Annotated in this window: 6 protein-coding genes; 5 read left to right on the top strand and 1 reads right to left on the bottom strand. The window is 37.4% G+C overall.

Annotated features, from left to right (window positions below; all coding sequences use genetic code 11):
• Window positions 1-288: hypothetical protein (locus HMPREF0851_RS16475; protein ID WP_025169865.1), on the bottom strand; the 288-nt coding region annotated here is incomplete at its 3' end.
• A 96-nt stretch (window positions 289-384) separates the two neighbouring features.
• Here HMPREF0851_RS16475 and hprK point away from each other — a divergent pair.
• The 5 genes from hprK to HMPREF0851_RS10115 all read left to right on the top strand — a co-directional run bounded on the left by hprK (window position 385) and on the right by HMPREF0851_RS10115 (window position 8,556).
• Window positions 385-1,320 (top strand): HPr(Ser) kinase/phosphatase, encoded by a 936-nt coding sequence (gene hprK, locus HMPREF0851_RS10135; protein ID WP_000115156.1) that lies wholly within the window; start codon window positions 385-387, stop codon window positions 1,318-1,320.
• The gene (lgt, locus tag HMPREF0851_RS10130) at window positions 1,313-2,101 is read left to right on the top strand and encodes a prolipoprotein diacylglyceryl transferase (RefSeq protein ID WP_000886653.1); all 789 of its coding nucleotides are present in this window, start codon (window positions 1,313-1,315) and stop codon (window positions 2,099-2,101) included. The genes hprK and lgt overlap by 8 nt, the downstream gene beginning before the upstream one ends.
• Window positions 2,102-2,485, top strand: a complete 384-nt coding sequence (locus tag HMPREF0851_RS10125) for a DUF948 domain-containing protein (RefSeq protein ID WP_000895040.1) — start codon at window positions 2,102-2,104, stop codon at window positions 2,483-2,485.
• Window positions 2,486-2,499: 14 nt separating this feature from the next.
• Entirely contained in the window at window positions 2,500-2,895 is a 396-nt protein-coding gene (locus HMPREF0851_RS10120; RefSeq protein WP_000517365.1) for a YtxH domain-containing protein, read from the top strand.
• Window positions 2,896-3,189: 294 nt separating this feature from the next.
• Window positions 3,190-8,556, top strand: a complete 5,367-nt coding sequence (locus HMPREF0851_RS10115; protein WP_000428923.1) for a Rib/alpha-like domain-containing protein — start codon at window positions 3,190-3,192, stop codon at window positions 8,554-8,556.
• The last annotated feature ends 24 nt before the right edge of the window (window positions 8,557-8,580 follow it).

Raw genomic sequence — 8,580 nt, 5'->3', positions numbered from 1 at the left:
AACCTCAAAGCAGTGCTTTGAGCTGACTTCGTCAGTTTCATCTACAACCTCAAAGCAGTGCTTTGAGCTGACTTCGTCAGTTTCATCTACAACCTCAAAGCAGTGCTTTGAGCTGACTTCGTCAGTTTCATCTACAACCTCAAAGCAGTGCTTTGAGCTGACTTCGTCAGTCTTATCTACAACCTCAAAACAGTGTTTTGAGCTGACTTCGTCAGTCTTATCTACAACCTCAAAACGGTGTTTTGAGCAACCTGCGGCTAGTTTCCTAGTTTGCTCTTTGATTTTCATTGAGTATAAATAAATACTCCAAAGCCTGCAAAAATCTGAAACTTCCTCCCACAATTTGATATAATAGAGGGAAGAACTCATTTGAAGGAGGAAATGATGTCGGTTTTAGTAAAAGAAGTCATTGAAAAGCTTAGACTAGACATTGTCTATGGCGAACCAGAATTGCTTGAAAAGGAAATCAATACAGCGGACATAACTAGACCTGGTCTTGAAATGACAGGTTATTTTGACTACTACACGCCAGAGCGGATTCAACTTTTGGGAATGAAGGAGTGGTCCTATCTTGTTTCGATGTCCTCTCACAACCGTTACCAAGTCTTGAAAAAAATGTTTCTACCTGAGACACCTGCGGTTATTGTTGCCCGTGGTTTGGTAGTTCCAGAGGAAATGTTAAAGGCAGCTAGAGAGTGTAAGATTGCCATTTTAACTAGTCGTACAGCAACCAGTCGTTTGTCTGGAGAGTTATCTAGTTATCTGGATTCTCGTTTGGCAGAACGGACCAGTGTGCACGGTGTCTTGATGGATATCTATGGAATGGGTGTCTTGATTCAGGGAGATAGTGGAATCGGTAAGAGTGAGACAGGTTTAGAGCTTGTCAAACGTGGTCACCGCTTGGTAGCTGATGACCGTGTCGATATCTTTGCCAAGGATGAGATTACTCTTTGGGGTGAACCAGCTGAAATCTTGAGACACCTGATTGAAATTCGTGGGGTTGGGATTATCGATGTTATGAGCCTCTACGGTGCCAGTGCTGTCAAGGACTCTTCACAAGTCCAGCTGGCTGTTTATTTGGAAAATTACGATACGCATAAGACTTTTGATCGTCTTGGGAACAATGCAGAGGAATTAGAAATTTCTGGCGTAGCCATTCCTCGTATCCGTATCCCAGTTAAAACAGGTCGTAATATCTCTGTTGTGATTGAGGCAGCTGCCATGAATTATCGTGCTAAGGAAATGGGCTTTGATGCGACGCGTTTGTTCGAAGAACGCTTGACAAATCTTATTGCTCAAAATGAGGTGCCTAATGCTTGATCCAATTGCTATTCATCTAGGCCCTCTAGCCATTCGTTGGTATGCCTTATGTATTGTGACAGGCTTGATTCTGGCGGTCTATTTGACCATGAAAGAAGCGCCTAGAAAGAAGATCATACCAGACGATATTTTAGATTTTATCTTAGTAGCCTTTCCCTTGGCTATTTTAGGAGCTCGTCTCTACTATGTCATTTTCCGTTTTGATTACTATAGTCAGAACTTGGGAGAGATTTTTGCCATTTGGAATGGTGGTTTGGCTATTTACGGAGGTTTGATTACTGGGGCTCTTGTACTCTATATCTTTGCTGATCGTAAACTCATTAATACTTGGGATTTTCTAGACATTGCGGCGCCTAGCGTCATGATTGCCCAAAGTCTGGGACGCTGGGGCAATTTCTTTAACCAAGAAGCCTACGGTGCAGCAGTGGATAATCTGGATTATCTACCTGGCTTTATCCGTGACCAGATGTATATTGAGGGGAGCTACCGTCAGCCGACCTTTCTTTATGAGTCTTTATGGAATCTGCTTGGCTTTGCCTTGATTCTGATTTTCAGACGAAAATGGAAGAGTCTCAGACGAGGTCATATCACTGCTTTCTACTTAATTTGGTATGGTTTCGGTCGCATGGTCATCGAAGGCATGCGGACAGATAGCCTCATGTTCTTTGGTCTTCGAGTGTCTCAATGGCTATCAGTTGTCCTTATCGGTCTCGGTATTTTTATCATTCTATATCAAAATCGAAAGAAGGCCCCTTTCTATATTACAGAGGAGGAAAACTAAATGTTAGAAGTTGCATATATTCTTGTAGCCCTTGCTTTGATTGTCTTTTTAGTGTATCTAATTATTACTGTACAAAAGCTTGGACGTGTTATCGATGAAACAGAAAAGACGATTAAAACCTTGACTTCAGATGTGGATGTGACCTTGCATCATACCAATGAATTGCTGGCTAAGGTCAATGTCTTGGCAGATGATATTAATGTCAAGGTGGCAACGATTGATCCACTCTTTAGTGCAGTTGCAGATTTGTCTCTATCTGTTTCAGACCTTAATGACCATGCGCGTGTCTTGAGCAAGAAAGCTTCATCAGCTGGTTCAAAAACACTCAAGACTGGTGCAAGTTTGTCAGCTCTTCGTCTTGCAAGTAAATTTTTCAAAAAATAAAAAGGAGAATTCTTATGGGTAAACTATCCTCAATCCTTTTAGGAACCGTTTCAGGTGCAGCTCTTGCCTTGTTTTTAACAAGTGATAAGGGAAAACAAGTTTGCAGTCAGGCTCAAGATTTTCTAGATGATTTGAGAGAAGATCCTGAGTATGCCAAGGAGCAAATCTGTGAAAAATTGACAGAAGTCAAGGAGCAGGCTACAGATTTTGTTCTGAAAACCAAAGAACAGGTTGAGTCAGGTGAAATCACTGTGGACAGTGTACTTGCTCAAGCCAAATCATGTGCTCGTCAAGCGACAGAAGCATCAAAAGATCGATTCAATAATCTTAAGGAGCAATGGCAAGAAAAGGTCGAAACTCTTGATGAATCAGAAGAGATTGTGATTGACATTAGAGACGAAAAAATCTAGATTTGAGAGAGAGGGAAACCTCTCTTTTTTATCTAAAACAATATAACATATTGATATTTTATGAATAATTAAAAATTTCCAACTTTTATTGACGAAAGAAGCTTGTTTTTTGTTGTGTAAATATATTAAAAATGGTATAATTGAGCTGTGATAGCTGTGATAGCTGTGATAGCTGTGATAGCTGTGATGTGTAAAATGCTCATCATAGTGATTTTTATGGTTATATTCCTACTTGGGATTAGCTATAAGAATTGCTTTTTAATTTGATTTTGTGTTTTGACATAAGGAGGAAAAATGGAAAACAAATCGAATTCACTAAGTAGAGTAGAGCGTCACCAACGTGAAAAGGTTCTACGCTTCTCTATTCGTAAATATAGCTTTGGTGCGGCTTCAGTAGCTGTTGCAGCACTGATGTTTTTGGGTGCGCGCGTTGCTAGTGCGGATAGTGTAATTGAAAATAATTCACAAAATACCACAGATGTGGTTAAACAGAAAGATAAGGATAAATCACTTGCAGAGATTCAACAACCTACCGATAACAAAGTAGAGGCTGCACAGAATCCTTCGGAAAAGGAAATGGCAACTAATATTGAAAGCGTTGTCAAAGCGGTTGATAAAGCGAATTTAAGAAAAGTAGTTGAAGAGTTAAATGCTACTCTTTCATCGAAATCAAATCTTGACAACTCAGTTATTTCTCCGATTAAGGACAGAGTTCAAAAAGGACAAGCCTTACTAGATAGTGATACTGCAACACAGAAGGATGTAAATGACCTACTTTCCCTTTTAGAAAATGATTTAACTGTTTTATCAAATGCTACTAAAGAATCAAGCAAGGTTCAAGAAACTACAACTGAGAATAAGACTGAAATCAGAGATAATAAAACTGCTTCTGAACTAAGTGAAGCTGATAAAACTATTTCAGATAAGAAAGAATCACTAAAATTGTCTGCTGAACAATTACAAGCAGCGGTTCTTGAGCTTCCTGAACATGAATCAACTAAAGAAGTATTTGAAAAAGCTAACGAACTCTTGGGATTAGCCCAAGGGGTTATTCAGAATACAACGATTTCTCCTAATGATATTGAAGATCTAACAAAGCGAGTGAAGAGAATGTTTATTTCTGTTAAAAACGCTACAACGCGTTTAAATTCAGGGAAACGTGATACTCGTAATGGTCAGAGTATGGAATCAGGGACAAGTAATAGAGCCGCAGCTGTATCTCAAAATTGGACTTCTGAAAGAAATCTTTTAAGTTACCAACGCTTTCGTGCTTCTGATTTTAATGGGAATCTCCAAAACGGAAATAGACAATTTACGGAAAACAAAGTTGATATGACAGCTCGTTTTGAAACCATTAATGGAAGTAAGTATGTCGTTTATGATGTGTTCTTTAATAATGACGGACGTGTGATGGGTGGAAGTACTCATGAAGTGTTTTATAAATTGATTTTGCAGCCTGAAATTTTAGATTTAAACCCTAATGGAACCTACAAAAGTGATACATTAAGGGACTTGAAATTTGAAATATATCAAAAAAATGGGAATAGCGGAACTTTATCTCAAAATCCAGGGAATTTTTCTAAAAAGCAAACAGTAAATTTTGATTTCTTAAAAGATAGTGTAACTAGGGAAGGATTAACATATAAAAATACCTTAGACATTCGTCACACTAATGACTCTTATGGATTAGATATGAAAGATACTTTTAAAAGTAACAGAAATGATCCGTTTTTAGCAATGGCTGTATCAAGAAATAGTGTGTACGGCAGATGGTCATATGGTTTCGGTGTGACAACTCTTAACGATAGAGATGCTGTGCATATGCAAGTAAAGGCTAAGTTAAAGCAAGGTGTAACAGAAGAAAAGGTAAAAGAAGCTTATACATTAGCAGTGGCTGGAACTCAGAGACCAACAACAAACCAATCTTATGTATTTGTATCGGGAAAAAATGCTAGTGAGAACTATACAAATGTACCAGATAGACCAGTAGTGCCAACCGTTCAACAAAGTGAAGAATATCGGATTAAAGGTAAAGAAGTTATAAAAACAGTTGGGGATTCTCTTGGAAATGTAAGTAACCCTGTAGAATCAGGTTTTGTAGTTCGAAATGATGATAGTAAAAAATTCCCTGACGGCATGAGCTGGAATTGGACAAATGGACAACAACCGAATACAAATACTGCAGGAATATTTAAGTATGATGTTACTGCACACTATTATGATAATTCATCAAATTCGACAAAGGTAACACTAAAAGTTAAACCTAAAACACCTGTAATTCAGCAAAGTTCAGTCAATGAAAAAGCAGGACAAAAAGGACAAAATGTAGTTGTAAATGTACAAGATGGAGTTCCTAACGATTCTGTAGTGACATTATATAGTGGTAATAAAGTTATTGGAACAGGAAGAACAAGAGGTCAAATAGCTACTATTAATGTGCCTGAAGCATTACCATTAACGGAGATTACAGCTAGAACAAGTGTTCAAAACAGTTATGGTAAAGTGGAGTCAGAGCTTAGTGCACCTGTAAGACCAACAGAAGTTCCTGATAATGTAGCACCAAAAGTATTATTTAATGGAAAAGAATTAACACAAAATGCAGATAATACTCGTTTTATTATTTATCGTGGAGCAAATTTCAATCCTACATTTAGAGTTCAAGATGATAAGAATGATGTCACTTTATCCATTACAGGTCTACCAAAAGGTGTTGCAGATGTTTCGAAAAGTGGAAAAAAGGAGTTTGATTATACAATTCCAGATAATGCTGTAGCAACTGATGCTCCGTTTGGAGAAAGAATTGCAACTGTGACGGCGACTGATGCTCGTAATAATACTGCAACATATAGATTTAAATATCGTATTGTAGATATTCAAGCGAAAAATAGTACGACAGAAAATCGTACTATTGGAAGTGTATTAGGAGATCCTCATGATCACTTCAAAGTGGCAGAAAGTACTATTGCAGATAGTGATAAGTATTATCCAACTAATATGCAGTTTAAATGGTTTAATTCTAGTACTTTTTCATTTACTGATAGTGATAAGAACACAAAATTAAATGAAGTAGGAACTATTACTAAGTACATTGCTACGGCTGTATTCCCTGGTGTGAAGAATACGAAAGAAATAGATGGTGTAAATTATACAATCTATTCACCTGCTCAAAAACCAGTACAAATGACGTTTAATGTGACGGATAATGTTAAACCAATAGTTAAGTTAGTACAAAATAACCAAGATACAACACTTTCAGAATCGACAACAACAAACGCATTACCAAAAGTAACTGTATATCGTGGTGAAAAAGCCGAAATCACAGTAAAAGCTTCAGATAATACAGGAAAACTATCAAGATTCGCTACATCAGGGTTACCAAGTGGAGTAACAGAAACTGGAGCAAGTTCAAGTGATAGTGCAACAGATGCAGCACCTTTAGCTCATACATTATCTGGTAAAGTGGCAACGAATACAGCATTAGGAGATAAAGTATTAACAGTTGTAGCTTCAGATAAAACAACTCCAACGAATACAACTACTGTTAAATTCAAATTAGATGTTAAAGCTCAAAACGAGAAATATACACCGACAGCAGGAACAACACCAGTAGCTGTAAATAATATTGGAAGTATTAGTCCTTCAGATTTAGAAAAAATTAAAAACTCTGTAACAGTGCCAAATCTTTCACAAGAAGCAAGGAATTCTGGCGGTGTAACAACATCATTGAAGAACCATGGAGCTGTGACAACAGCTGGTGGTAAAAAATATGTCACTGTAGAAGTAACATATCCAGATGGAAGTAAAGATGAAGTTCCAGTTGAAGTACAACAAAATACAAATGTTGTAAAACGTCCAATTATTAACTTGAAACAAGGTGAAACACTTTCAGCGGCAGAAATGAAGACCATTGTTGAGTTGCAAGATGGATCTAGCAAACTTCCTTTACCAGCTGATGCTGTTGTAACAGCAACATTTAACACGAATACTGTAAAAGATGGAAACTGGACGAATATTACAGTTCGATTCAATGATGGAACTACTAAAACAGTTAGTGTTAATTATAATGTTAAGGCTACGTTCCCAGTAGCTAACACTGTTTATGATTTCAGAGGAGTTACTAGAACTAATGATTCTGAAAGTAACTACTATATAAACAAAGGTCTTCCAAATGGAATGAACTGGTTTGTTAAGAAAGGAACTGAAACTAAACCTAATGCAAAAATTCAAACTTACTTGGCAACAGATGGTTTAGGTAAGACAGATTATACATTTGGAGCTTATTATGCAGCTAGCAGATTTAACGATAATGAGTCTAATATTAATTTAAAATTAAAACATGAGGGAATTGTTTCTCACCATGTTTATGATGTGATGGCTGCAGCTAATAAGATTACTGTTAATAATGGAGCAACATTAACTGAAGCGAATGCGAAAGCTGCTGTTACTAAGGTTGCAGGCTCAGAAGATTTACCAGCAGGGACAACTTATGAGTGGGTTGCCGATGAAAATGGTACAGCATTAACTAATAAAACAGTTACTGAGTTTGGAGAAGCAACACGTTATGTAAAAGTGACATTACCAAAATCTCAAGAAACTAGCGATAATTCTCCAGCAGCAACACAACGTCAATCTAGCAAAATTATTAGAGTAACTGTGAAGGTTAACGAAACGGTTAAACCAACAGTTAAGTTAGTACAAAATAACCAAGATACAACCCTTTCAGAATCAACTCCAGAAGCAAGAGTGCCGAAAGTAACTGTATATCGTGGTGAGAAAGCTGAAATTACTGTAAAAGCTTCAGATAATACTGGAAAACTATCAAGATTCGCTACATCAGGATTACCAAGTGGAGTAACAGAAACTGGAGCAAGTTCAAGTGATAGTGCAACAGATGCAGCACCTTTAGCTCATACATTATCTGGTAAAGTGGCAACGAATACAGCATTAGGAGATAAAGTATTAACAGTTGTAGCTTCAGATAAAACAACTCCAACGAATACAACTACTGTTAAATTCAAATTAGATGTTAAAGCTCAAAACGAGAAATATACACCAACTGCAGGAACAACAGTTAAAGTAGGAAATATCGGTACAATTAGTCAACCAGATGAAGATAAAATCAAAAATGCTGTAACAGTACCAGCTCTTTCAGAAGAAGCTACTCGAGATGGAGTTACAAAAAGACTGAAAGATAATGGTAGAGTTACTGCTAAGAATGGTAAGAACTATGTTACTGTAGAAGTAGTATATCCAGATGGAAGTAAAGATGAAGTAGACGTAGCTGTAGAAGAAGTGCTAAAAGCAGGTGAGAAAAATCCTACAAACCCAGCAGTAGAAGGACAACCTTATACAAGTAAAGAAAAAGTGATTAATCCAAACAAAGACGATGCGACATTCACAGCAACACCAACGAATGGATTGACAGTAGGAACCGATGGAAAAGTCACAGGAAAACCAACTGGTATCGAATGGACTGGCGATGAAACATCTAAAACAGTGAATATTCCAGTAACGGTAACACGTACAGGAGATACCCCAGTCACCGTAACCATTCCAGTAGTGGTACAAAGAGACTTAGATGGCGACGGCAAACCAGACGTATCAGATGATGATATTGATGGCGACGGTATTCCAAATGACCAAGCCCAGCTCCACGAGTGAAAAGNTGGATTAACATCAGGAAAA

It is taken from the genome of Streptococcus sp. M334 (assembly GCF_000187745.1).
GTDB lineage: Bacteria > Bacillota > Bacilli > Lactobacillales > Streptococcaceae > Streptococcus.
The sequence above is the reverse complement of the archived record's forward strand: the minus strand, read 5'-3'. Positions and strand labels throughout refer to the sequence as shown.